Here is a 22,858-nt window from a genome sequence, read left to right on the forward strand (position 1 = left end):
AAGAATCAGGACAGGGAAACGGAAGCGACGAGCAGGACAGTGATCTCGCCCAGCTGCTGCAGGGCGCCGATCGTGTCACCGGTGTGGCCGCCAATCTGGTTGAGGCAGAGCGCGCGCAAGGCGCTGAACACGAGAGCGAGCAGGATCAGTGCGGCAAAGGCGCCGCCGAGCCCCAGAGTCAGAAGCGGGATGGCCCCGAGCACGGCGCCGAGAACAGCTGTCTGGGTCGAGACGGTCCCGGCGCCGGCAGACAGGCCGTCACTGCGCGCCGCCGGCGCCAGATGCATGAACGCGCCGAGCAGGCCGCGCGATGCGGCGTGGGCGGCGATCAGCGCGAAGAGCACGCCTGTCGGATTGGCCAGTTGCGACAGCGCGCTCCAGCGGATGAGCATCGACAGGCCAAGAGCTGCTGCGCCATAGGCGCCGATGCGGCTGTCGCGCATGATCTCCAGTTTTTTATCGCGTGTCTTGCCGCCGCCAAAGCCATCTGCGACATCGGAAAGCCCGTCCTCATGCAGGCAGCCCGTGGCGAGCAGGGTTGCTGCAAGCGCAAGGGCTGCTGCCGGGCCGGGGGCAAGGCCGAGCTGTACGCCCGCGGCGTAGACGACAGCACCAGCCACAGCGACGGCGAGGCCGGCGACAGGCGCCGCCCAGATCGCATCGGCCAGGCTGCGGCCACGAAGGTCGAAGACCGGCAGCGGCAGCCGGGTGAAGAAGACGAGGCAAAGCGCGACGTCGTCGAGCGCTTGCCGGGGCGAGGGCACGGAGGTCATGCACCCCTCGCAATGGCGTGGAAGAAGGTGCCGCTGACATGGCCGCGGCGATAGCCGGAGGCGCCGAGCGGATTGCCCTGACCGTCGGCGAGATCGGCCAATGGCTCGTCATTGCCGGTCGCAATCATCTGCGCATAGTGGAATTCATGGCCACGGATCAGCGCGCCTTGCGGCCCCAGCGGACAGGCGACGCGCAGGCGTGCCTCGCGGTAGCCGAGGTTCATCTTGCGCTTGGCAAAGCTGGTGGAATGGCCGAGCAGGCCAAGCATGGCGTGCGTCTCGCCGGCCGCGTCCTCCAGCGCTTCGCCCAGCACCATGAAGCCGCCGCACTCGCCATGGATCGGCTTGGTCTCGGCAAACCTGGCCATGCCAGCTCGGAAATTGGTCGCCGCCGCGAGGCTGCCGGAGTGGAGCTCGGGATAGCCGCCGGGCAGCCAGCAGACATCGCAATTCTGCGCCGGTGCTTCGTCGGCGAGCGGCGAGAACGGCACGATCTCGGCGCCGGCCTGACGCCAGTGGGCGGCGACGTGCGGATAGAGGAAGGTGAAAGCGGCATCTTCGGCGAGTGCGATGCGCTGGCCGGGCGGCTGCAAGGCATTTTCGAAACTGCCTGATGCCGGCGAAAACGGCGCGGCCAGCGCCATGATGGCGTCAAGGTCGAGGGATTTCTCGACCATGTCGGCGAGGCGGTCGAGATGCGTCATCAGGTCGGCATATTCGCCGGCCTGGACGAGGCCGAGATGGCGCTCCGGCAAATTGAGCGTGGGATCGCGCAGGATGGCGCCGACGACCGGCAGGCCGAGCGTTTCGATCGCCTCGCTGCACAGCTTGCGGTGGCGCTCGCTGCCGAGACGGTTGAGCACGATTCCGGCCATGCGCACATCCGGGTCGTAGGTGGCAAATCCCTTCGCGACGGCGGCCGCCGTCGTCGACTGTCCCGAGACGTCGAGCACCAAAAGCACCGGCAGGTGGTAGAGCCGCGCCAGATCGGCGGCCGAGCCGGTGCGGCCTTGTCCGGCCGGGATGCCGTCGAACAGGCCCATGGCGCTTTCGAGGAAGATAAAATCGGCGTCCTCGGTGGCATTGCCGGCCAACGCGTTGAGCAGGTCAGGCGACATCGCCCAGCTGTCCAGGTTGACGCCGGACAGGCCAGTGGCGGCGGTATGAAAACCCGGATCGATATAGTCGGGGCCGGACTTGGCGCCGCGCACCTTGATGCCGCGCCGGGCGAGCGCGCGCAAAATGCCGATGGTGACGCTGGTCTTGCCGGAGCCGGAACGCGGCGCGCCGATGATGATGGCGCGGGTCATGCGTTACCCGCCAGTGCTGCGCGCATGGCGACGATGCCGCCGACGACAATGAGGGCCGGCGAGGCCAATTCCGCCGCGGCGGCCGCTTCGGAAATGGTGGCGAGTGTCGCGACGACGGTCCGCTCCTGCGGTGTCGTCGCCGAAACGATGACAGCCGCCGGCGTCGACGGCGCCAGCCCGCCTTCGAGCAGCGACGCGGCGATAACAGGCAGATTGGCCATGCCCATATAGATGACCACCGGCTGGCCGGTGCGGGCGATCGCGCCCCAGTCGAGATCGTCATCTGTGCCGGCGGCATGACCTGTCGCCAGGATGATCGCCTTGTTGATGCCGCGCATGGTTGCGGGAATGCCGGTGGCGGCCAGCGCGCTCAGCCCCGATGTCAGGCCGGGCATGACGCGGAAAGGGATTTTTTCGCGCGCCAGCGCCAGCGCCTCTTCGCCGCCGCGGCCGAAAATATAGGGATCGCCGCCCTTCAGCCGGACGACGCGGCGGCCCTCGCGTGCCAGCCGCACCAGCAAAGCGGTGATATCGTCCTGCCTCATGGACGGTTTGCCGCCGCGTTTTCCTGCAAAGAACAGCTGGGCATTGTCCGCAACGGCGACAACGTCAGAGGAGACCAGCGCGTCATAGACCACAGCGTCGGCCTCGGCCAATGCCGCCAGCACTTCCAGCGTCAGGCAGCCGGGATCGCCGGGGCCGGCGCCGGCCAGCCAGACATGGCCCGGCTCAAGCCGGCGCGGCTTGAAGTTCAGCCGGGCAAGGGCCTGTTCGAGCGTGGTGTTTTCGCTTTTGGTCTTGCCGCTCACAATCCGTCCCGCCCGCGAAAACGCCGCTGGTAGTGGGCGTCGTACAATGAACTCTCGCCAAAACCTTCCGCTGCCAGCGAGCGGCCGACGAAGATGATCGCCGTGCGCTCCATCGGGTCGGCGGCGAGCAGTGCCTCGATCGTGGCGAGCGTGCCGGTCAGCACGTGCTCGTCCCGCCATGAAGCGCGAAAGACGATCGCCACCGGGCAATCGCCGCCATAATGCGGCGACAATTCGGCGACGACTCGGTCGATGGCGTGGATGGCGAGATGAATGGCCAGTGTGGCGCCGGTGCGGCCGAAGCCGGCCAGCGTTTCGCCCGGCGGCATTTTCGAGGCGCGGCCGGAGACGCGGGTCAGCACCAGGCTTTGCGCCACCTCGGGAATGGTCAGTTCGCGGCGAAGGGCTGCGGCTGCGGCGGCGAAAGAGGGAACGCCCGGCGTCAGCGTGTAAGGAATGCCGTGTTTTTCCAGCCGGCGGATCTGCTCGGCCACGGCGCTCCACACCGAGAGGTCGCCGGAATGCAGGCGGGCGACATCGTGGCCGGCCTGGTGGGCTGTCACATATTCGACCTCGATTTCGTCGAGTGACATCGGCGCCGTATCGATCAGTTTGGTCCCCGGTGCGCAGTGTTGCAGCAATTCCGGCGCGACGATCGAGCCGGCATGCAGACAGACCGGGCAGCTTGCCAGCAGCTTGGCGCCGCGCAGTGTGATGAGGTCGGCGGCGCCGGGACCGGCGCCGATGAAATGCACGGTCATGGCGCGTCTCCGCTGATGGCGATGGCGCAGGTGACCGGGCCGAGCACGGTGCGTGGACCAAGCAGCTTTGCACCGGGGCCGGCAACGGTAAGGGCGGAGGCTTCTGAGACGGAGGGTGTGCCGGCGAGATCCTGCGAGAGATCGGATTTGCTGAGTGCCTCCGACGAGACGGCCTGAAGTGCTGCGTCATCAACGATGATGACGGGAAGGTTGAGCGTGCGGCCAGCGGCAGAGATCGCTTCTTCGTCTTTCTTGAGCGCGGCGGTCGCCAAGGCCGACAGCGCCGTTATCGCCAGCCCGTGCGCTTCGAGGGCGGTTTCGATCGCCGCGAGCACGTCTTCGACGCTCACGCCCTTCCGGCTGCCGATGCCCGCCACCATCATGGCTTCACCCAGCTCCACTGGGTGACCGGCATGGCCGGGCGCCAGGCCTGCATCGAACCGACAGGAGAAGCGCGGGAAATGGTGATGCGGGTAAGGTCGCCGCCGCGCTTGATGTGCTCCGCGAGAAGCAGCGCCTCCATCTCCAGCGTCACCGCATTGGCAACGAGACGGCCACGGGATGGCAGCGCCTTGATGGCGGCGTTCAGTACGCCGGCGTCGCTGCCACCTCCGCCGATGAAGATCGCATCCGGCGTGTCCAGCCCGGCCAGTGCCTTGGGCGCCGACCCTTCCACCACGACAAGACCGGCCACGCCGCAATGCGCGGCGTTGCGGACGATGCGGGCGGCGCGGTCGCTGTTGGCCTCGATGGCGATGGCGCGCATCGAGGGGTGAGCGAGCATCCATTCGATGCCGATGGAGCCGGAACCGGCGCCGATGTCCCACAGCAATTCGCCACGCCTCGGCGCCAGCGCCGCAAGCGTGATGGCGCGGATGTCGTGCTTGGTGATCTGGCCGTCGTGCTCGAACAGATGGTCGGCGCGGCCAACGGTCAGCGGCAGGATGCGGGCCCCTTGTGTCGATTCAAGCTCAAGCGCCAGCACGTTGAGCGGATTGATGTCTCTGAGATCGAAAGCGTCGGCACGTGCCGAGCGAAGCTTCTCGTTCGGTCCGCCCAGCGCTTCCAGAACGGTCAGCCGCGAACCGCCGAAGTCGAGCTCTACGAGCAGGCGCGCTATTGTCGCTGGTGCGTCGCCGTCCGATGTCAGCGCCAGGATGCGCGCCCTGGGATGCAGCAGCGGCCGGATCAGGTCGAGCGGCCTTCCATGCAGCGAGATCGTCTCGATGTCCTGCAACGCCCAGCCGAGCCGGGCGGCAGCCAGCGAAATCGCCGATGGCGCGGGGATGACATGCATCTCTTCAGGCTTGACCTTGCGGGCAAGGGTGGCGCCGACCCCGTGGAAGAATGGATCACCGGAGGCGAGCACGCAGACGCGCCGGCCGGCCAGCGCCAGCACGTCTGCCATGCCGGCATCGAATGGCACCGGCCATGGGCGCTGCTCACCCTTGATGAGCGAAGCCACCAGCGCCAGATGCCGCTTGCCGCCGAAGACGGTCTCGGCGTCAGCGATCTGCCGCTTGGCCTCGTCGCCGAGACTCGCTAAACCGTCCTCGCCGATGCCGACGATTGTAAGCCATTTTGGCGTGGGCTGTTTTTTTGACATGTCGCGCCGCCCCTCATCCGCCTGAGGCGTTCGTCGTTCGAAAAGTCAAGCAATTGACTTTTCGTCTGCCAGCCAGACCACTCCTCACCTCCCCGTGTAGTGACGGGGAGAAGGGAGACGCTCCGGCGCTGACGCCTCCCTCTCCCCGTTCTTCAGGGGGAGAGGGTAGGGGTGAGGGGCAGCGCAGACGCTGTTCAACATGGTGCTCATGAAGAAGATTCTGATCCTTGGCGGCACGACAGAAGCGCGCCAATTGGCCGGAAAACTGGTGGAAGATTTCCTCGTCACTCTGTCGCTGGCCGGCCGTACCGAAAGCCCGGTCGCGCAAGGCGTGCCGGTGCGCAGCGGCGGCTTTGGCGGCGCCGACGGGCTGGCGGCCTATCTCAAGGAGACGCGAACCGATCTGCTGATCGACGCGACGCATCCCTATGCCGCGCGAATTTCCGCCAATGCGGCGCAAGCCGCGCGCACTTCGGTTGTGCCGATCCTTGCTTTGCGCCGCCCTGGCTGGGAGCCAATAGATGGCGACCGCTGGACGCAGATCGATACGACAGGCGATGCGGTGCACGCGCTTGGGTCGCCGCCGCGCCGTGCCTTCCTGGCGCTCGGCCGGCAGGAGGTCGCGGCTTTCGAGGCGGCGCCGCAGCATCATTACCTTGTCCGCAGCGTCGATCCGGTCGAGCCGAAACTGGCGGTGCCTGATGCGACCTACCTGCTGGCGCGTGGGCCGTTTCGCGAGGCGGATGAACGCGCGCTGCTCGAGGAGCACCGCATCGATGTCGTCGTATCCAAGAACAGCGGCGGCGAGGCCACCTACGGCAAGATCGCGGCGGCGCGGGCGCTCGGTATCGAGGTGGTGATGGTGCGCAGGCCCATCCTGCCGGAGGTGCCGTCGGCCGAAACTGTCGAAGCATTGGCCGCGATGATCGATCATGGTCTCGACCCCGTCGCGGAACGCGGTGTGTAGACCAGCGCCGGTTTGTCACCGCGCTTGATGATCCTTGTCTCCGGCGAGCCGATGATGATGCAGGTCGCCATGTCGGCCCTTTCCGCCTCGACATCGGCCAACAGAAAAACCTCGATGCGCTCGTCCGGGCGGCCGGCGGCGCGGCCGAAGATGACCGGCGTGGTGCCGGGCAGGATGGCGCGCAGGCATTCGAAGGCACGGCCGAGCTGCCAAGGGCGCGCCTTGCTGATCGGATTGTAGAGCGCGATGACGAAGCCGGCGCCGGCGGCCGCCAAAAGGCGCAGCTCGATCAGATCCCACGGTTTGAGATTGTCGGACAGCGAGATGGCGCAGAAATCATGGCCGAGCGGCGCGCCGATGCGGGCGGCAACCGCCAACATGGCGGTGACGCCGGGCACGACAGTGACATCGACGGTTCGCCATTCGGCCGGGCCGGCCTCGATCGCCTCACAGACCGCGGCGGCCATGGCAAAGACGCCGGGATCGCCGCCGGAAACGACGGCGACGTCATGGCCCTCGGCAGCCCTGACCAGCGCGTCCTTGGAGCGGGCGAGTTCCTCGCGATTGTCCGAGGCGACGCGGGTTTGGTCGGTGCGAAGATCAAGCCGGTCGAGATAAGGTTTGTAGCCATAGAAGAATTTTGCCTGCGCCACGGCCCGGCTCGCCTCCGGCGTCACCTGATCGGCATTGCCTGGCCCAAGGCCGATGACGGTGAGCCGGCCGCTCATGGCTTGGCTTCCATAACGCCAGGCCGGCCGGACCAGCCGGCGACCAGCACGATGGCGAAATAAGGCGCCTTGTCGTCCGGCTTGTCGGCAAGCTTCATCGAGATGCTACCGGCCATGGTGCCGCGCTCGACATAAACGGCGCGGTCGAGCTTGCCGGTGGCCTCCAGCGCCCGCCTGATCTTGGGCAGATTGCGGCCGACCTTCATGATGACGGCGGCGTCGGTGTCTGCGAGACGGCGCGTCAGCTCGAACTCGCTCATCGTGCCGGGCAAAACCGTCAGCACATCGTCGCCCTGGACGATCGGCACGCCGGTCTGCGACCAGCAGCCCGACATGGCGGTGACGCCGGGGATGACTTCGGTCGGGAAGCGATGGGCGAGGCGGACATGCAGGTGCATGTAGGAGCCGTAGAACAGCGGGTCGCCTTCAGAGAGCACGGCGACCATGCGGCCGGCTTCGAGGTGTTCGGCGACCTTCTCGGCCGACTCCTCGTAGAAATCGGTGATCTGCGAACGGTAGTCGTCATGATCCTTGTCGATCTCGGTGGTGACGGGGTAGAGCAGCGGCAATTCCAGCATATCCGGCCGGAAGCGCGCCTCGACGATGGCGCGCGCATTGCTGTTGTTGCCGCGCTTGGCGAAGTAGGCGACGACATCGGCCTCGGCCAGAACGCGCGCGGCCTTCAGCGTCAGCAGCTCGGGGTCGCCAGGCCCCGTGCCCACGCCGACAAGACGGCCTTTTGCCAGATCTTCTTTGACGGCTGCGTTCACAGGCCGGGCCTCGCCAGCGAATTGAGGGCGGCTGCAGTCATGGCGCTGCCGCCAAGCCTGCCGCGCACGATGGCGTAGGGCACGCCGTAGGAGTTTTCAGCCAGCGCATCCTTGGATTCGGCGGCACCGACGAAGCCGACCGGCATGCCGATGATGGCGGCCGGTTTCGGCGCGACATCGCGCAGCTTTTCCAGGAGATAGAAGAGCGCTGTCGGCGCATTGCCGATGGCCACGACCGAACCGGCCATGCGTTCGCCCCAGAGGTCGATCGCGGCGGCCGAGCGGGTGTTGCCGATCTGCTTGGCGATGTCGTGCGTGCGCGGGTCGCGCAAGGTGCAGATCACCTCATTGCCGGCCGGCAGCCTGGCGCGGGTGACGCCATGCGAGACCATTTCGGCATCGCAGAAGATCGGTGCGCCGGCCGCCAAAGCGCTGCGGGCGGCGGCGACGAAATCGCTGGAGAAGACAAAATGACTTGATGCTTCGACCTGGCCGCAGGCATGGATCATGCGGATGGCGACGTCGGCTTCCGCCTCGGAGAACCGGGACAGGTCGGCCTCGGCGCGGATGATGGCGAAGGAACGTTCATAGATCGCGTTGCCGTCATGGATGTAGTCGTAGGCGGCCATGCTCATTTCCGTTGTTCAGTTTGTCGGTAAGCCTTGGCGATTGCCGCCGGTCCGAGCCTTGTCAGGCAGGCGGCGGCGGTTTCACCTGGATATCGAGCGCTGCGGACCATCGCTGCGACGCGACCGATGCCGCGCGCGGCGTCATAGCCCGGCCTGTAGCCCGCAGGAAGGGCCTTTGCCGTCGCGTTCACGACAAGTCCGGCTCCGTTTTCGCCGCCGACCAATGTCAGCGCCGCCGGACCGGGGTGCGCGCAGCCCTTGGCGCAGCCGGAAATGTGCAGTGTGAAGTCGAGACTATCGGTCATTTCGGCGGCGATTGTCTCGGCAATATCGCGCGTGGCGATTTGTCCGGATGCGCAGGCAGGAGTGCCGGGGCAGGCGGCGATGCGGGTGCGCGGGTCGGCGGCGGTGGTAACGAAGCCAAGGGCGGCGGCGGTGGCTCGCAGGGGGTGGTTTGCGGACGACGGTTGGCCGAGGAACAGCAAGGCGCGGCCGGGGGCGAGGCGGATTTCGGCGGTGCCGAGGTTCGACGCTCGGCTGGCAAGCTCGATAAGGTTTTGCGCTGGCATGCTGCCGAAGGGCAGGCCGATGCCGAGGGTGAAGATGTTGCCGGTTAAGGGGAAAAGGCCGATAGGCCGGCGCGAGGCACCCCCCTCTGTCCTGCCGGACATCTCCCCCTCAAGGGGGGAGATCGGCAGCTTCGACGCCGGCTTTTCCTTAACAACACCGGAGATTAGTGAAATCATCGGTGAAAGCGTAATCTCCCCCCTTGAGGGGGAGATGTCCGGCAGGACAGAGGGGGGCGCCTCGCGCAAACTTGTCAAACATAGCCAATCGGCAAGAGATGCCAATTGCCTCTCCGACAAATCCCGAGAATGTGCGTCACGCCCCTTCTCGGCAACCATCCTCAGCACAGCAACCGCAATATCGCGCGCTGCATCCTCATCGGCCGTCGCAAGCGGCCTCGCGCTTTGGCCATCGCCGGCAACAGACAAAGCCCACAGAACGTTACCGCCGTCCCGCACCGCCTTCAGCCTGACATCGGCCGTTACCCCATCCATCGTCAGCTGCCCACCACCATCGACAACCACCGAAACCTTCGGTCCGAGCCTTGGCGTCAGCCCAGCTTCCTCGACCGCAGCCCTAACCCGCTCAGCCAAAGCTCGCGGATCGGCAATCTTCCGCGGATCGATGCCGGCCAGCGGCCCGGTCTCGACCGGCACGCCGGTGCGCACGGCGATGCCCAGCGCATCCACCTCCGCCGCCAGCAGCCCAGCACTTTCCGCCGTCAGGCCGCGTATCTGCAGGCTACCTCGTGCGGTCACTTCCATGATGCCGTTGCCGTGCTTCAAGGCGGATTCGCAGAGTCCGATCAGCGATCTGGGGGAAAGCCCTCCCGCAACCGGGTTGAGCCGCATCAGCAGGCCATCGCCGGTCTGCATCGGCGCCGAGAGAGCCGGACAGGCGCCGCGGCGCGAGAAGGCGTTCATGCCGCGACTCCGAGCGCCTCGGCCTCGGCGATCAACGCCGCGAGATCGTCGTCGATCGCGTTGCGCAAGGGATGCCACAGCCCGCGCCGGCGCGCCGACAGGAAGCGTTCGGCGATGACTTTGGCTGCGGCCGGGTTTTCGCGCAGGATGAAAGCGCGAACATTGGCGTCGCCGACATAGGCGTCATGCACAGCCTCGATCACCGCGCCTGAAATGGCGTGGGTGGTTTCGGCGAAACCGATGAGACGGTCGACGGTCTCGGCGAATTCCGAGGCGCCGCGTGGGCCGTGCCGCATCTGGCCGGCGATGAAACGCGCATTGACGGCTCGCGCCCGCACAACCCGCGACACAGCCTCGCCGACCGAGCGCGGCTTCGGCTTTTGCGGGTCGGTGGTGTCGAGCACGATGACGTCGGCATTTCGGCCCAGTGCCGCCAGCGCCGCCGAAAAGCCGCCGATGAAGGCGACGTCGGCGGAGCCCTCGAGAATATCGCGGCCGGGATCGTCGCCGGTGTGGACGAGCAGATCGGCCTCGGCGATGCGGGTCTCGAAAGCGCCGGGGGAGGCAATGCCTTCGCCCTCGGCGCCGCCATAAGCATGTGATGTCGCATCGAGATAGGCGCGGCCGATTTCTTCGCGCGCGGCCCAGTCGCCACTCGACAACAGGTCCTCGACGCCGGCGCCATAGGTGCCGGGCGAGGTGCCGAAGATGCGCGGGCCGATCTTGCCATCGGCACGGGTTCTGGCGGCGAGCGGGTTTTCCGAATCCTCCTCGTCGCGGGCGGCAACGGCGTTGGCGGCGGCGTCGATCAGCGCGATCTGGGTCGGGAACATGTCGCGGAACAGGCCCGAAATCCGCCAGGTGACATCGACGCGCGGGCGACCGAGCGTGGCCGGCGGCAGCACTTCGATGCCGGTGATGCGGCCGGTGGCCGAATCCCATTGCGGCCGGCAGCCCATCAGCGCCAGGCCTTGCGCGATCTCCTCGCCGCCGGTGCGCAGCGAGGCCGAGCCCCAGAGGTCGATGACCAGCGAGCGCGGCCAGTCGCCATGCGACTGCATATAGCCGCGCACGACTTCTTCCGCAGCCGCCTTGCCCAATTCATAGGCGGTCGGCGTCGGCATGGTGCGCGGATCGGATGTGAACAGGTTGCGGCCGGTGGGCAGCACATCGGAGCGGCCACGCGCCGGTGCGCCCGCCGGACCCGCCTTGATGTGACGGCCGTCGAGCGCGGCAAGAAGTGCTGCTTTCTCGGCCTCCGCGCTTTGCACGCGCATGGCGTCGGGCTCGTCGTCGGAAGCGCGGCCATAGATGTGCAGGCCGTCCTTGATGGCGAAATCCTTGAGGTCGCAGAGCCAGGCGTCGATGCGGCGCAGCGCCTCGTCGGGCGCGTCGGTTTTGGCGACGCCGGCTTCGGAGGCGAGGCCGGTCTTCTGCGCGGTGTCGACGATCAGCTTGGCCAGACGGTCGCGGCGGCGGCGGTCGAGGCCGTCGGCCTGGGCATATTCGTCGACCAGCCGTTCGAGCTTGTGCTGCTCTTCGTCAAGGCCGGCGCCGGTCAGCGGCGGCGGCAGATGGCCAAGCGTGACGGCTGCTATGCGCCGCTTGGCTTGCGCCGCCTCGCCGGGATTTGAGACGATGAAGGGATAGATGACGGGCAGCGAGCCGGTGACGATCTCGGGGAAGCAGTTTTGTGAGAGCGCTACCGTCTTGCCGGGCAGCCATTCCAGCGTGCCATGGGCGCCGACATGGATGAGAGCATGGATGCGGAGCGATTTGCGCAGCCACAGGCCGAAGGCGAGCAGGGCGTGGCGCGGCGGGAGCGTCGGGTCGTGGTAGTCGGCGCGGCGGTCGGCGGAGCGGCCGCGATCGGGGGCGAGGGCGACGGTGACATTGCCGAAGGTGGCGGCGCGGAAGGGGAAGCCGCTCTTACCCTCCCCCTTGTGGGGAGGGTGGCCCGCAGGGCCGGGTGGGGGTGGTGCACCGCTACCCCCACCCCGTTTCGCGCCATCCGCTTCGCGAATGTCGCGAACCGACCCTCCCCACAAGGGGGAGGGTGAAGGGGCGCCCCATGCCGCCTCGACTGCAGCCAGTGCGTCAGCCGGCAAATCCTTTGAGAAGTCCAGATACTCTTCCAGCCCCAGCCCACCATCGCCCCGCTCCAACGAATCCAGCAACCCATGCGGCGTTTGCGGAATCCCTTCAACGCCATAGCCCTGCTCCTTCAGGTCATGCAGCATCGCCAGCACGCTCGACGGCACATCCAAACCCACGGCGTAACCGGTGCGGCCGGGCGCACTCGGGTAATCCGGTATGAGGATCGCCAAGTTGCGCGTCGCCCGGGGCGTCTGCTGCAGCTTGATGAACGCCGCCACGCGCTCCGCCACCTGTGCCACGCGGTCCGGTTCCGGCCGGTTGGCGAAGGCGCGGTGGCCGAGCGCCGGGTCGGTTTCGCTCTCGCCCTTGAAGGAAATTGCGCCGGCGAGGATGCGACCGTCGAGTTCGGGCAGCACGACATGCATGGCGAGGTCGGCGGGCGCCAGGCCGCGCTGGTTGTTGTCCCAGACGTGGCGGCGGGTGGTGGCGACGATGACCTGGAAGACCGGCACGCCGGCACGGTCGAACAGGGTTTGGACGCCGGGTTCGGCGCCGGAGGCGAAGGCGGTTGCGGTGATGATGGCGGCGGGGTTGAGCGCGGCCAGAGCAGTTTCGACGAAGGCCAGGGAGGTCGGGTCTTTGAGGCTGGAGACGAAGATCGGGACCGGTCTCATGCCGCGCTGGCGGAGTGCATCAAAGAGGGCATCGATTGGCGCGACATCGGCGGCCAGCAGCATCGAGCGGTAGAAGAGGATGGGGATGATGGGAGGGTTGATGTTGTCTGCGCCGAGTTCCCGCCCACCCCCCTCTGTCCTGCCGGACATCTCCCCCGCAAGGGGGGAGATTGCGCTGTCATCGAAGCTTTCGCCAATCGGGGATGTTGCAGAGGAATCTATTATCGGCTGGGCAGAAAAAGTGCCGAGGTCCGCGCCGGCTGATCTCCCCCCTTGCGGGGGAGATGTCCGGCAGGACAGAGGGGGGTGTGAAGGAACGCCGACATCGGCCAAATCCAACTTGCCTACGACGCCGCGGCCTGGCTCGTAGTAGCCAGCTTTCGGCACGCTGACCGGCTCAGCCGCCGCCACATCGGACCCAGCCAACCCCGCTAGCCGCTGCACCAGCGCCGTCATATTCTCCGGGCCACCCTCGCGGAAATAGCCAAGCAGGCCGTCCAACTCCTCGCGCGGCAGCGTCGAGGCTTCGATCAGCCTGAGATCCTCGTCGTGGCTTTCACCAGGCAGCAGCGCCAGCTTGATGCCGTTCGCACGGGCAGTCGCGGCAAGCTGGTCGCAGCCATAGCGCCACCAGTCATAGCCACCGAGGATGCGCACCAGGATGATCTTGGCGTGGCGGGCGACGCTGTCGACCCAGAGGTCGACGGACATCGGGTGGCGCAAGTCGCGCAGTGCCGCCAGCCGCATCGAGGGCAGGCGGCCGGCGTCCGCCTTCCACGCCGCCGCCAGTCCGGCAAGGTCGCTGTCGGTAAAGGACAGCGCCACGATATCCGCCGGCGTCTGCCGGAGATCAACTGGCTCGGCGAGATCGTCGAGCGAGGCGGAGGTCGTGGCGAGTATATGCATCGCGGCTCGTGCCTGAGATCAACCGGCGAGTATACGCTCGATCGCCGGACGGTTCAGCCCCTTCAGGCCAATGACGACGAGCCGCGAGCGGCGATCGTCCTCGGCCGTCCAGGCGCGGTCATAGTAATGGTTGACGCGTGGGCCGACGGCCTGCAGCAAAAGCCGCATCGGCTTGCCGCCGACATCGACGAAGCCTTTTACACGCAACACGTTTTCCTGTTCGGCGGCGGTGGCGACGCGCTTGGCCAGGTCGTCGGGATTGGCGATCGAGGGGATGTCGACGATGAAGGTGTCGAAATCGTCATGCTCATGATCGAAAGCGCCGTCGTGATGCGACTTGCGGTTCTCGATGTCGTCTTCGACGGCGAGACCGAGGCCAAGCAGCACCGACGGGTCGACCTTGCCATGCGCAGTCGGCACGATTTTTACCGCGCGAGCGGAATGCTCATTGATGATGGCGTTGGCGCGGGCCGAACCGGCTGAATCCATCAAATCGCTTTTCGACAGGATGATCAGGTCGGCGCAGGCGATCTGGTCCTCGAAGACTTCTTCGACCGGATCGTCGTGGTCGAGCGTTTCGTCCTGAGCGCGCTGAGCCTGCAGGGCGTCCATATCGTGGGCAACGCGTCCCTCAGCCAGCGCCGGGCCGTCGACCACGGCGATGACGCCGTCGACGGTTACCCGGCTTTTCACACTCGGCCACTGGAATGCCTGGACCAGCGGCTTGGGCAGAGCCAGGCCCGAGGTCTCGATCAGGATGTGGTCGACCTTCGGCGTCAGTGCGAGGATCTTGTCGAGCGCGGGCACGAAATCGTCGGCGACGGTGCAGCAGATGCAGCCATTGGCCAGTTCCACGATGTTTTCCTCCGGGCAGGTGTCGATGCCGCAGCCCTTGAGAATCTCGCCGTCGATGCCGATGTCGCCGAACTCGTTGACGATGATGGCGATGCGCTTGCCGCCGGCATTTTCCAGGAGATGGCGGACCAGCGTCGTCTTGCCGGCGCCGAGGAAGCCTGTAACGACAGTGCAGGGAACACGGGAGAGGTTGGCGGCCGGGTTTGAAGCGTTCATCGTCAGTCCTTCAGCATGTCGAGGGGTGGGATGCGGGCAACGAGGCCGCGCTTGAGGCTATCGGGCCGGCCGCGCCACGGGATGAGGCCGTCGGCCGAAGTCGCGAAGAGCTTTGCGCCGGTAACGAGGTCGGCGCCGCTGGTTGCGGTCAGATCGCCGAAGACATAGCTCCAGCAGCCATCGCGCAGGATCGCGGCGCTGAGGCGGCGCTTGCAATTGCCGAGACATTCGGCGGTGCGGACCCGGATATCGCCGGCAGCGGCGCGGCGTGTGTCCTCAGCCAGCAATTCGCCGGCGCGCGGATGGGCGTCGGAACCGGTCTCATCGCGGCAGGAGGCGCAGACGATGACGGTCACGCCGGTCAGGGCGTCGTTGTCGCCGGACGCAATGTCCGCTGTGCCAGCCGAAAAACTGCTGTTCTGGTCCAAAAACCGTGCTCCTTGCCCGGAAACCCGCCAGGCGATCGGATACTTTGTCTCAGACGGCAGGTCTCCTGGCTCGCGAGTCATTGCCTTGGTTAGCCGCCTTCCCGGTGTTACCCAGTGGCTTTCGGCCTTGGCTCTTCGCTTACAGTTGCGGGGACAGCCGCGGATTTGGGATTTTTTCGTCCCGCACCGCATTCCCTCTTGGCCCTTGCCGTTGCGGGCAGGGGACCGTCTGGAGCGGATTTAGGCTTTTGCAGGCAGCGGTGTCAACGCACGGCTACGACATGGCGATGTCGGCAGGGGCTGTCATGTCCCGGCTTCCGGCAGTGCCAGGATGACCTGTCGGATAGCTTGATAGCCATCGCTATAGTCCCAGTCATGACCGACAGCCAGATTCTGTCCCTCATGCCAAACCGCGTTGTCCAGAAGGACTTCGGCACTAATCAGCGTGCCCTTCAAGCCTGCCAGAAAGGTCCGGACAAAATGGCTTCCGGGGGGTACCGAAGCTGTGAACAGCTTTTCCAGCTTGGCATAGAATGCTGGATAGCCTGGTGTCAGCGAGCATAGCTCGGTTGTGGCCTGGGAAATGACCGGGCCGCTATAGATTTTCCAGCGGGCATCTTTTCGCCAGATCTTCCAACTGGCGCTGCTTCGCTGCCAAAGCTCTATTTCGGCCTGCATGTTCTCGCAGACGTGATCGGCCAGTCCCTCAATGGCCACATGGAAAACACCACGGAGAAACTTTTCAAACGCCTGGTTCAGTTCCTGTTCGCGCGTGTCGCCGAAGCCAGCAAAGGATTCAATGACCGGCTGAACATCAAGCAGCGGAGAAAAAATGTAGATTTCCAGGACCAGCCGGTCAGAACTCGTCTCGAACACCTCAGCCTCAAACCGAAGCTGCTTCGATTGGAGCATGACGTCCCTATCTCTGCGGACTGCATCTATTCCATGCGCAATGAGGGCGCCATGGATCATGTCGAGCACTTTGTCCGATGCCATTGCACAACCTACGAGGCTTATTGAGGCGTCTATGACAGACGCTGCAAGGGTTGGCCATCTCTCTCGCTAGCCAATGCCGGCCCCAGATTGCCGGCCGGCGTCACTTCGATGCGCTCAAGGCCAAGCCAGCCCTGCATCGCCTTTAGTTCCTCGAAAAGCTGCGCGGTGGTCTCAGGCGGTGCGCCTGCTTCGGCATAGGCGGCGTGGACGCGTAAGACACTCGCAGGCCGGTCGGCCTTGAGGTCGACGCGGGCGACGATCTTGTCGCCGAGCAAGAAAGGCAGCACGTAATAGCCATATTGCCGCTTGTCGGCCGGGGTGTAGATCTCGATGCGGTAGCGGAAATCGAAGAGACGCTCGGTGCGCGCGCGCTCGAAGACCACCGGATCGAAGGGGGCCAGCAAGGCGCGGGCCTCGATCTTTCGCGGCAGGCGGGCGTCCCTATAGAGGTAAGCCGGCTTGTCCCAACCTTCGACGTTTACCGGCAGCAACTCGCCCATCTCGACCAGTTCCTCCAACCGGCCCTTCATGTCGGCCGGCGACAAGCGGAAATAATCGCGCAGGTCACCCGACGTCGCGATGCCGTGGGCGCGGGCGGAAATGCGCAGCAATTCGCGGTGCGCGTCCTCGGCCGCCGGCACCGGCAGGTCGAGGATCGCCTGCGGCAGCACGCGCTCGGGCAGGTCGTAGAAACGCTCGAAGCCACGGCGGTGCGCCGTGGTGATGCGTCCGGCCCAGAAGAGCCATTCGAAGGCGTGCTTGGCGTGGCTCCAGCCCCACCAGCCGCCCGAACCTTTCTGGCCCTCCAGTGCCGAAGCGGCAATCGGGCCGCGCTCGGCGACCGCGCGGTAGATCTCTTCGATATAGGCGGCGTGCTCGCGGCCCCATTTGGCGAGGCCCAGATACATTTCGTCGCCGCTTTCAGCGCGCTGCATGCGCCAGCGCATCAGTGGGTAGGTCTCGACCGGCAGGAACGAGGCCTCATGCGCCCAGTACTCGAACACGGTGCGCTTGCGGGTGATTGCGGCATTGTCGAGCAGGGTGAGCGGGTAGGGGCCAAGGCGCGAATAGAGCGGCATATAGTGGGCGCGCACCACGGCGCTGACGGAATCGATCTGCAGCAGGCCGGTGCGCGACAGCACGCGGGCGAGGTGGCGGCGATCGGGCGTGCCGACCGGGCGGGGATCGAGAAATCCTTGCGCGGCGAGCGCGATGCGCCTGGCCGCGGGGAGTGAGATTTTGTCCTTCGTCAAAGTGTCTTGCCTCGAACCATTTTCCCGACTTTAGCCGGCGATTCCGGTCATGTTAGCAGGCAAATGGCGGGAGATGTGTCAGGAGACAAAAGTGGAGTGAAAGATGAAGGAAATCAAACAGGAGGAGATCGGACCAGTTTTTCCCGGCCTGCCGTCCAGCACTGTCTTTTGAACAAGGTTTGACTTGCTTCGCTGAAAGCCGTGCGCTAACCCTCGCCGCGTTGCAGCAAAGGCACCTAACACGGTTCAGCGGTTAAACTGTCGCGCTTCCGCATTAGGGTTGGTTGCTGTAATCAAAGTGGATTGGCCGCCAACGGAAAGCCGAGCATGAACGTACTCCTCAGTTCATACCTGCCCATCGTCCTCTTCATCGCCGTGGCCGCAGTTGTAGGCCTGGCGCTTATCATCGCGCCGTTCCTGGTGGCTTATCGCAATCCCGATCCGGAGAAGCTTTCCGCCTACGAGTGCGGGTTCAACTCGTTCGACGATGCCCGGATGAAATTCGACATCCGCTTCTACCTAGTGTCGATCCTGTTCATCATCTTCGATCTGGAAGTGGCCTTCCTGTTTCCGTGGGCGGTGTCGTTCTCGAAGATCGGCATGCTCGGTTTCTGGTCGATGATGGTGTTTTTGGCGGTGCTGACCATCGGCTTTGCCTATGAGTGGAAAAAAGGAGCGCTGGAATGGGATTGAACGACAGTTCCGGAACGCTCGTCGCGCCGAAGCCCAAAGGCCTGATCGACCCCAATACCGGACGTCCGGTCGGTTCCGACGATCCGTTCTTCCTCGAGATCAACAATGAACTGGCCGACAAGGGTTTTCTGGTCACCTCGACCGAGGCGCTGATCACCTGGGCACGCAGCGGCTCGCTGATGTTCATGACCTTCGGTCTCGCCTGCTGTGCCGTCGAGATGATCCACACCTCGATGCCGCGCTATGATTCTGAAAGGTTTGGCGTGGCTCCTCGCGCGTCGCCGCGCCAGTCGGACATAATGATCGTGGCGGGAACGCTGACCAACAAGATGGCTCCGGCTTTGCGCAAGGTCTACGACCAGATGCCGGAGCCGCGCTACGTCATCTCGATGGGCTCCTGCGCCAATGGCGGCGGCTATTATCACTATTCCTATTCGGTGGTGCGCGGCTGCGACCGCATCGTGCCGGTCGACATCTATGTGCCCGGCTGCCCGCCAAGCGCCGAAGCGCTGCTCTACGGCATTCTTCTCCTGCAGAAGAAGATCCGCCGCACCGGCACGATCGAACGGTAGACCCATGGCCGCATCCCTGAGCGAACTGTCGACTTATCTCGGCGAAAGGCTGCCGGGCCGCGTCACCGATGCAGTGCTTGCCTATGGCGAACTGACGATCTCGGTTGCTACAGACAATCTGATCGAGGTGACAAGCTTCCTGCGTGACGATTCGGGCTGCCAGTTCATTTCGATCATCGATATCTGCGGCGCCGACTACCCGTCGCGCGTCAAGCGTTTCGATGTCGTCTATCATCTGCTGTCGCCGAAGCAGAATTTGCGCATCCGCATCAAGGTGCAGGCCGACGAAGAGACGCTGGTGCCGTCGCTCACCGCTGTCTATCCCGGCGCCGACTGGTATGAGCGCGAAGCCTACGATCTCTATGGCGTGCTGTTCTCCGGCCATCCGGACCTGCGCCGCATCCTCACGGATTACGGTTTCGAGGGCCATCCCCTGCGAAAGGACTTCCCGCTGACAGGTTTCGTCGAGGTGCGCTACGACGACGAAGCCAAGCGCGTGATCTACGAGCCGGTGGAATTGAAGCAGGAATTCAGGAACTTCGATTTTCTCTCGCCATGGGAAGGGACGGACTACGTCCTGCCAGGCGATGAGAAGGCGAAACAGTGAGTAGGAAGTAGTGAGTAGTCAGTAGCAAAAGATTTGGAGCAACGGATCGAATCTTATCGCGACTTGAAGGTGTGGCAATCGGCGATGACGCTTGCTGAGGATTGCTACCGTTTCACCAAAGAGTTTCCGAGGGATGAGATTTACGGCATGACCTCTCAGATGCGCCGATCGGCGGTTTCGGTCGCAGCGAACGTCGCGGAGGGATACGGTCGGGAGAACAGAGGGTCGTTCGTTCAATTTTTGCGCATGGCGCAAGGCTCGTTGAAGGAACTGGAGACACACATACTGCTGGCATGTCGGGTTGGCCTGCTGCGAAAAGACAATGAGATTGAGCTGCTGCTGCGATGCGAAGAGATTGGAAAAATGATGAGATCTCTTATCCGAACGGTGCAGGCCAAGCAGGCGGAATGAAGCAGGCATTGAGATTGATGATCACTACTCACTACTCACTACTGACTCTTCGCCAGAGGCGCCAGAATGGCTGAAACCTCCGTCCGCAACTTTAACATCAACTTCGGACCGCAGCACCCTGCGGCGCACGGTGTTTTGCGTCTTGTGCTGGAGCTTGACGGCGAGGTGGTCGACCGCGTCGATCCGCATATCGGCTTGCTGCATCGCGGCACTGAAAAGCTGATCGAGCACAAGACCTATCTGCAGGCGGTGCCCTATCTCGACCGGCTCGATTATTGCGCACCGATGAACCAGGAGCATGCCTTCGCGCTCGCCACCGAGCGGTTGCTCGGCATCGAAGTGCCGAAGCGCGGCCAGTTGATCCGCGTGCTCTATTCCGAGCTCAGCCGCATCATGTCGCACATCCTCAATGTGACGACGCAGGCGCTGGATATCGGCGCGCTGACGCCGCCGCTGTGGGGTTTCGTCGAACGCGAAAAGCTGATGGTGTTTTATGAGCGCGCTTCCGGTTCGCGCATGCATGCGGCCTATTTCCGTCCGGGCGGTGTGCACCAGGATCTGCCGGCGAAGCTGGTCGAGGACATCGGCAAGTGGATCGACCCGTTCCTGAAGTCGCTTGACGACCTCGACAAGCTGCTTACCGGCAACCGCATCTTCAAGCAGCGCAATGTCGATATCGGTATCGTGTCGCTGGCCGACGCCTGGGCCTGGGGTTTTTCCGGCGTCATGGTGCGCGGCTCGGGTGCTGCCTGGGATTTGCGCAAGTCGCAGCCCTATGAATGCTATTCCGAGATGGATTTCGACATCCCGATCGGCAAGAACGGCGACTGCTACGACCGTTATCTCGTGCGCATGGAAGAAATGCGCCAGTCGGCCAAGATCATGCGTCAGTGCGTCGACCTTCTGCTCGGCAAGGAGAGCACCGGGCCGGTGTCGAACCTCGACGGCAAGGTGGTGCCGCCCAAGCGCCAGGCGATGAAGCGCTCGATGGAAGCGCTGATCCATCATTTCAAGCTCTATACCGAGGGTTACCGCGTGCCGGCCGGCGAGGTCTATGCCGCGGTCGAGGCGCCGAAGGGCGAGTTCGGCGTCTATCTCGTCTCCGACGGCACCAACAAGCCCTACCGCTGCAAGCTGCGCGCGCCCGGCTTCGCGCATCTGCAAGCCATGGATTTCCTCTGCCGTGGCCACATGCTGGCCGACGTCACCGCCGTGTTGGGCTCACTCGATATCGTCTTCGGGGAGGTTGATCGGTGATGGCGGCAGCCAATCCTACAGTGCGCTCTCAGGTCGGTGTTCGAGGGAATGCGGACGCTGCCCTGCCGCGGTGGCGCGAATTGGCAAAAGCCATGCTGCCAGTCGAGTTCGCCGAGGCTTCTTACAACTCGACTCAGCACTGTTCGATCTATGACTTCTTTTTTACCCTGCTACCCAAGACGCGCCTTGCCCACCGCGACAATGACGTCGACAAGCTGGGTAGAATGCATGGGTTCGCCCAATGGGCTGCCGTTCACCCGAACAAACAGATTTGGAATGCGGCTGGTGTCGCTTTTTACGAGCACTTGTTCGACGATGACATCGACGCTGATGCGGTCATGGCATGGATCTCGCCTCAAGTAAGGCAAACTGTTCTGGGGCTGTGGCAATACATGTTGCCCGCAGAGCGATTTGCGAGTGTTGCTCGATCTGCCGAACGCATTCCGTTTTCTCATCAGAAAGAATGTGAAACCGCAATAGCTCTCGTAGCAGAGCAGGGGCCCGATCGCTAAATGTCAGTCCGCCGTCTCGCAGATGCAAGCGTCCAGCCAGCCACCTTCGCCTTCAACCGGGCGAATGCGGCGGTTGCGAAGCAATGGATCAAGAAATATCCGAAGGGCCGGGAGCAGTCGGCGATCATTCCCTTGCTGATGATTGCGCAGGAGCAGGAAGGCTGGGTCACCAAGGCGGCGATCGAGACGATTTCGGACATGCTCGGCATGCCGCGCATTCGCGGGCTCGAAGTCGCGACCTTCTACACGCAGTACCAGCTCAATCCGGTCGGCACGCGCGCGCATATCCAGGTCTGCGGCACCACGCCCTGCATGCTGCGCGGCTCGGAAGCGCTGATGGATGTGTGCCGCTCGAAAATCCATCACGACCAATTCCACACCAACGACAAGGGCACACTGTCGTGGGAGGAAGTCGAATGCCTCGGCGCCTGCGTCAACGCGCCGATGGTGATGGTCTTCAAGGATACGTTCGAGGATCTCACCCCCGAGCGGCTGGCCGAAATCATCGATCTTTACGATGCGGGCAAGGGCGCCTCGGTTCCCACGGGACCGCAAAACGGCAGAACCGGCTCGGAGCCGGCGCCTGGCCTGACGACGCTGAAGAGCGAAAAGGCGATCCTCAAAGCGACTCGCGACAAGGAAGCCAGGGCGGCGAGCAAGGCTGCCCACGCGGCGCCCGACGCGATCATTGCAGCGCCTGTTCCGGCGCCTGCGGCTCCTGCAGCGGCCGCCCCGGTGGCGCCATCCAACGCCGGCAAGCCGAAAACCGATGCGCCGGAAACCAGCTCGGCGTTGAAGTCGCCCTCCAGGGCCAAGGTTGCACCGGCGGCGGAAAAAGCGGCGAGCGTCCCGGCGCCCCTGCATTCGGCCGCCAACGCCAACACCGCGGCGCCTGAAGTCGAGAAGGTCGCCAAGCAGCGTAATGGCCCGAAGACCACCGCCACGCCGGCAACTGCCTTCACTGCGCCGGAATTCAAGGCGCCAGCGGCCAAGGCCACGGTGGCCCCGGCCGTCAAGGCGCCGGCAGCCAGGCCCGCAAAGCCGTCGCTCGAGGACAAGAACCGTCCGGCCGGAATCGACAGGCCGGCTGCGGTCGACGATCTCAAGCTGATCTCGGGCATCGGCCCGAAGATCGAGGGCATCCTTCACTCGCTTGGCATCTTCACCTTCACACAGGTCGCATCCTGGAATAAGGCCGAGCGCGACTGGGTGGATGGATATCTCGCTTTTCAGGGCCGCATCGAGCGCGACGACTGGAGCAAGCAGGCCAAGGCGCTCGCCAAGGGCGGCGTCGCCGAATACATCCGCGTCTTCGGCAAGGAGCCACGTTGATGGCTGAAGCGCAAAGCACCGGATCTTTGCTGACGCTGCGCAGCATTGTCATCGGCATTGTCTGCATCGCTGCTGCCAACATCCTTCTGGAGGGGCTTCGGCGCCTCGTCGAATTGCCGTTTTCGGATACCCTGGAATCGATGGCCGCGACCGGCATGGGCGTGCTGGTGTGGTTCTCGATCGTCTTGCGGGGAAAGAGGTAAGTC

General features: G+C 64.6%; 24 protein-coding genes and 1 riboswitch. Of the genes, 9 read left to right on the top strand and 15 right to left on the bottom strand.

Translation table 11 applies throughout. The annotated features are described in order from the left end of the window. Positions 1-5: 5 nt before the first annotated feature. The 6 genes from NKJ77_RS12515 to cbiE are packed head-to-tail and all read right to left on the bottom strand — an operon-like array spanning position 6 to position 5,259. Positions 6-773, bottom strand: coding sequence for an adenosylcobinamide-GDP ribazoletransferase (locus tag NKJ77_RS12515; RefSeq protein WP_352535279.1), 768 nt, complete (start codon positions 771-773; stop codon positions 6-8). Then, positions 770-2,083, bottom strand: a complete 1,314-nt coding sequence (locus NKJ77_RS12520; RefSeq protein WP_352535280.1) for a cobyrinic acid a,c-diamide synthase CobB — start codon at positions 2,081-2,083, stop codon at positions 770-772. Before NKJ77_RS12520 ends, NKJ77_RS12515 begins: the two co-directional genes overlap by 4 nt. Beyond that, the gene (cobA, locus tag NKJ77_RS12525) at positions 2,080-2,892 is read right to left on the bottom strand and encodes a uroporphyrinogen-III C-methyltransferase (RefSeq protein ID WP_023744660.1); all 813 of its coding nucleotides are present in this window, start codon (positions 2,890-2,892) and stop codon (positions 2,080-2,082) included. The genes NKJ77_RS12520 and cobA overlap by 4 nt, the downstream gene beginning before the upstream one ends. Beyond that, positions 2,889-3,653 (bottom strand): precorrin-4 C(11)-methyltransferase, encoded by a 765-nt coding sequence (cobM, locus tag NKJ77_RS12530; protein WP_023830492.1) that lies wholly within the window; start codon positions 3,651-3,653, stop codon positions 2,889-2,891. Before cobM ends, cobA begins: the two co-directional genes overlap by 4 nt. Further along, positions 3,650-4,036 carry a cobalamin biosynthesis protein gene (locus tag NKJ77_RS12535; RefSeq protein ID WP_023685183.1) on the bottom strand — a complete coding sequence of 129 codons (387 nt, stop codon included), beginning with the start codon at positions 4,034-4,036 and terminating at the stop codon, positions 3,650-3,652. Before NKJ77_RS12535 ends, cobM begins: the two co-directional genes overlap by 4 nt. Then, complete coding sequence (gene cbiE / locus NKJ77_RS12540; RefSeq protein ID WP_352535281.1) at positions 4,033-5,259, bottom strand: precorrin-6y C5,15-methyltransferase (decarboxylating) subunit CbiE; 1,227 nt, start codon at positions 5,257-5,259, stop codon at positions 4,033-4,035. Before cbiE ends, NKJ77_RS12535 begins: the two co-directional genes overlap by 4 nt. Positions 5,260-5,467: 208 nt before the next feature. Here cbiE and NKJ77_RS12545 point away from each other — a divergent pair, with 208 nt between their 5' ends. Further along, positions 5,468-6,226, top strand: a complete 759-nt coding sequence (locus NKJ77_RS12545) for a cobalt-precorrin-6A reductase (protein WP_031247073.1) — start codon at positions 5,468-5,470, stop codon at positions 6,224-6,226. Here the strand turns inward: NKJ77_RS12545 and NKJ77_RS12550 are convergent. The 9 genes from NKJ77_RS12550 to NKJ77_RS12590 all read right to left on the bottom strand — a co-directional run bounded on the left by NKJ77_RS12550 (position 6,190) and on the right by NKJ77_RS12590 (position 17,268). Then, on the bottom strand, positions 6,190-6,954 hold the full coding sequence (locus NKJ77_RS12550) for a precorrin-3B C(17)-methyltransferase (RefSeq protein ID WP_023830494.1): 765 nt from the start codon (positions 6,952-6,954) through the stop codon (positions 6,190-6,192). The two genes, NKJ77_RS12545 and NKJ77_RS12550, sit on opposite strands and share 37 nt — an antisense overlap. Continuing rightward, on the bottom strand, positions 6,951-7,724 hold the full coding sequence (locus tag NKJ77_RS12555; protein WP_352535282.1) for a precorrin-2 C(20)-methyltransferase: 774 nt from the start codon (positions 7,722-7,724) through the stop codon (positions 6,951-6,953). Before NKJ77_RS12555 ends, NKJ77_RS12550 begins: the two co-directional genes overlap by 4 nt. Beyond that, positions 7,721-8,353: a precorrin-8X methylmutase gene (locus NKJ77_RS12560; protein ID WP_023830495.1), complete on the bottom strand. Its 633-nt coding sequence runs from the start codon at positions 8,351-8,353 to the stop codon at positions 7,721-7,723. The genes NKJ77_RS12555 and NKJ77_RS12560 overlap by 4 nt, the downstream gene beginning before the upstream one ends. A gap of 2 nt (positions 8,354-8,355) precedes the next feature. Continuing rightward, positions 8,356-9,843, bottom strand: a complete 1,488-nt coding sequence (gene cobG / locus NKJ77_RS12565) for a precorrin-3B synthase (protein WP_023830496.1) — start codon at positions 9,841-9,843, stop codon at positions 8,356-8,358. Further along, positions 9,840-13,520: a cobaltochelatase subunit CobN gene (cobN, locus tag NKJ77_RS12570; RefSeq protein WP_023830497.1), complete on the bottom strand. Its 3,681-nt coding sequence runs from the start codon at positions 13,518-13,520 to the stop codon at positions 9,840-9,842. The genes cobG and cobN overlap by 4 nt, the downstream gene beginning before the upstream one ends. Before the next feature lie 18 nt (positions 13,521-13,538). Beyond that, positions 13,539-14,591, bottom strand: a complete 1,053-nt coding sequence (gene cobW / locus NKJ77_RS12575) for a cobalamin biosynthesis protein CobW (protein ID WP_023830498.1) — start codon at positions 14,589-14,591, stop codon at positions 13,539-13,541. Positions 14,592-14,593: 2 nt separating this feature from the next. Further along, on the bottom strand, positions 14,594-15,019 hold the full coding sequence (locus tag NKJ77_RS12580) for a DUF1636 family protein (RefSeq protein ID WP_023700378.1): 426 nt from the start codon (positions 15,017-15,019) through the stop codon (positions 14,594-14,596). Positions 15,020-15,057: 38 nt separating this feature from the next. Continuing rightward, positions 15,058-15,264: riboswitch (cobalamin riboswitch) on the bottom strand. Between the two features lie 58 nt (positions 15,265-15,322). Then, complete coding sequence (locus NKJ77_RS12585; protein ID WP_023690307.1) at positions 15,323-16,015, bottom strand: DUF6348 family protein; 693 nt, start codon at positions 16,013-16,015, stop codon at positions 15,323-15,325. Positions 16,016-16,044: 29 nt separating this feature from the next. After that, entirely contained in the window at positions 16,045-17,268 is a 1,224-nt protein-coding gene (locus tag NKJ77_RS12590) for a winged helix-turn-helix domain-containing protein (RefSeq protein WP_352535283.1), read from the bottom strand. Between the two features lie 327 nt (positions 17,269-17,595). Between NKJ77_RS12590 and NKJ77_RS12595 the strand changes: the two genes are divergently transcribed. From NKJ77_RS12595 to NKJ77_RS12630, 8 genes are all read left to right on the top strand, one after another. Then, on the top strand, positions 17,596-17,961 hold the full coding sequence (locus tag NKJ77_RS12595; RefSeq protein ID WP_023670825.1) for an NADH-quinone oxidoreductase subunit A: 366 nt from the start codon (positions 17,596-17,598) through the stop codon (positions 17,959-17,961). Continuing rightward, complete coding sequence (locus NKJ77_RS12600) at positions 17,952-18,533, top strand: NuoB/complex I 20 kDa subunit family protein (RefSeq protein ID WP_023670824.1); 582 nt, start codon at positions 17,952-17,954, stop codon at positions 18,531-18,533. Before NKJ77_RS12595 ends, NKJ77_RS12600 begins: the two co-directional genes overlap by 10 nt. 4 nt (positions 18,534-18,537) lie before the next feature. Further along, positions 18,538-19,140, top strand: coding sequence for an NADH-quinone oxidoreductase subunit C (locus tag NKJ77_RS12605; protein ID WP_023700377.1), 603 nt, complete (start codon positions 18,538-18,540; stop codon positions 19,138-19,140). Positions 19,141-19,173: 33 nt separating this feature from the next. Continuing rightward, positions 19,174-19,551, top strand: coding sequence for a four helix bundle protein (locus NKJ77_RS12610; RefSeq protein WP_031193090.1), 378 nt, complete (start codon positions 19,174-19,176; stop codon positions 19,549-19,551). 66 nt (positions 19,552-19,617) lie between these two features. Further along, positions 19,618-20,808 (top strand): NADH-quinone oxidoreductase subunit D, encoded by a 1,191-nt coding sequence (locus NKJ77_RS12615; RefSeq protein ID WP_023670822.1) that lies wholly within the window; start codon positions 19,618-19,620, stop codon positions 20,806-20,808. Next, positions 20,808-21,320, top strand: a complete 513-nt coding sequence (locus NKJ77_RS12620; RefSeq protein ID WP_023700376.1) for a DUF7674 family protein — start codon at positions 20,808-20,810, stop codon at positions 21,318-21,320. The genes NKJ77_RS12615 and NKJ77_RS12620 overlap by 1 nt, the downstream gene beginning before the upstream one ends. Beyond that, the gene (locus NKJ77_RS12625; protein WP_023830500.1) at positions 21,321-22,652 is read left to right on the top strand and encodes an NADH-quinone oxidoreductase subunit E; all 1,332 of its coding nucleotides are present in this window, start codon (positions 21,321-21,323) and stop codon (positions 22,650-22,652) included. Next, entirely contained in the window at positions 22,652-22,855 is a 204-nt protein-coding gene (locus NKJ77_RS12630; protein ID WP_023830501.1) for a hypothetical protein, read from the top strand. The genes NKJ77_RS12625 and NKJ77_RS12630 overlap by 1 nt, the downstream gene beginning before the upstream one ends. Positions 22,856-22,858: the final 3 nt, after the last annotated feature.

Source organism: Mesorhizobium sp. M0052, from assembly GCF_040323255.1.
Lineage (GTDB): Bacteria > Pseudomonadota > Alphaproteobacteria > Rhizobiales > Rhizobiaceae > Mesorhizobium.

Bases quoted from the DNA above. Each gene is read 5' to 3' on its own strand.
- NKJ77_RS12515 (WP_352535279.1), bottom strand. From the start codon at position 773: ATGACCTCCGTGCCCTCGCCCCGGCAAGCGCTCGACGACGTCGCGCTT.
- NKJ77_RS12520 (WP_352535280.1), bottom strand. From the start codon at position 2,083: ATGACCCGCGCCATCATCATCGGCGCGCCGCGTTCCGGCTCCGGCAAG.
- cobM (WP_023830492.1), bottom strand. From the start codon at position 3,653: ATGACCGTGCATTTCATCGGCGCCGGTCCCGGCGCCGCCGACCTCATC.
- NKJ77_RS12535 (WP_023685183.1), bottom strand. From the start codon at position 4,036: ATGATGGTGGCGGGCATCGGCAGCCGGAAGGGCGTGAGCGTCGAAGAC.
- cbiE (WP_352535281.1), bottom strand. From the start codon at position 5,259: ATGTCAAAAAAACAGCCCACGCCAAAATGGCTTACAATCGTCGGCATC.
- NKJ77_RS12545 (WP_031247073.1), top strand. From the start codon at position 5,468: ATGAAGAAGATTCTGATCCTTGGCGGCACGACAGAAGCGCGCCAATTG.
- NKJ77_RS12550 (WP_023830494.1), bottom strand. From the start codon at position 6,954: ATGAGCGGCCGGCTCACCGTCATCGGCCTTGGGCCAGGCAATGCCGAT.
- NKJ77_RS12560 (WP_023830495.1), bottom strand. From the start codon at position 8,353: ATGGCCGCCTACGACTACATCCATGACGGCAACGCGATCTATGAACGT.
- cobG (WP_023830496.1), bottom strand. From the start codon at position 9,843: ATGAACGCCTTCTCGCGCCGCGGCGCCTGTCCGGCTCTCTCGGCGCCG.
- cobN (WP_023830497.1), bottom strand. From the start codon at position 13,520: ATGCATATACTCGCCACGACCTCCGCCTCGCTCGACGATCTCGCCGAG.
- cobW (WP_023830498.1), bottom strand. From the start codon at position 14,591: ATGAACGCTTCAAACCCGGCCGCCAACCTCTCCCGTGTTCCCTGCACT.
- NKJ77_RS12585 (WP_023690307.1), bottom strand. From the start codon at position 16,015: ATGGCATCGGACAAAGTGCTCGACATGATCCATGGCGCCCTCATTGCG.
- NKJ77_RS12595 (WP_023670825.1), top strand. From the start codon at position 17,596: ATGAACGTACTCCTCAGTTCATACCTGCCCATCGTCCTCTTCATCGCC.
- NKJ77_RS12600 (WP_023670824.1), top strand. From the start codon at position 17,952: ATGGGATTGAACGACAGTTCCGGAACGCTCGTCGCGCCGAAGCCCAAA.
- NKJ77_RS12605 (WP_023700377.1), top strand. From the start codon at position 18,538: ATGGCCGCATCCCTGAGCGAACTGTCGACTTATCTCGGCGAAAGGCTG.
- NKJ77_RS12615 (WP_023670822.1), top strand. From the start codon at position 19,618: ATGGCTGAAACCTCCGTCCGCAACTTTAACATCAACTTCGGACCGCAG.
- NKJ77_RS12620 (WP_023700376.1), top strand. From the start codon at position 20,808: ATGGCGGCAGCCAATCCTACAGTGCGCTCTCAGGTCGGTGTTCGAGGG.
- NKJ77_RS12625 (WP_023830500.1), top strand. From the start codon at position 21,321: ATGTCAGTCCGCCGTCTCGCAGATGCAAGCGTCCAGCCAGCCACCTTC.
- NKJ77_RS12630 (WP_023830501.1), top strand. From the start codon at position 22,652: ATGGCTGAAGCGCAAAGCACCGGATCTTTGCTGACGCTGCGCAGCATT.